At 29.0% G+C, this 421-nt stretch carries 1 protein-coding gene; it reads left to right on the plus strand.

All coding sequences use genetic code 11. The annotated features are described in order from the left end of the window. Nucleotides 1–421 (plus strand): hypothetical protein (locus IC213_RS20620; RefSeq protein WP_227863588.1); only part of this gene is annotated, 421 nt, incomplete at both ends.

Below are 421 nucleotides of genomic sequence, written 5' to 3' on the forward strand. Positions count from 1 at the left end.
AACACAAACTAACTCAAAAATACAGACAAGAAAATAAACAACTCAATTGCATTCAAAAAGACATTGTAATAGGTTCTCTTTTAGGGGATGGACATATAGACAAAAGACTTGACCAACCAATATTTATTATATCTCATGCAGAAAATCAAAAAGATTACCTGTTTTGGAAATACAATATTATGAAAGATTTCTTTAATTCTCCTCCCAAATATTATCCTCAAAAAGAAAAATATTTTAAACAGAATGGTTATGTATGTCAGCCATTTTACAGGATATCTAGCCGCATACATAATTGTTTTATAAAATATAGAGAAATGAAAGTTGTAGAATTAATGAACAATTTAAATGAACTGTCATTCTCAATATGTATGTTAGATGATGGTTATAGAGGCGAAAGCAATTGGGATTTATGTGTAGCCGC

Origin of the sequence: Clostridioides sp. ES-S-0049-02 (assembly GCF_020658465.1) — a bacterium.
Classification (GTDB): domain Bacteria; phylum Bacillota; class Clostridia; order Peptostreptococcales; family Peptostreptococcaceae; genus Clostridioides.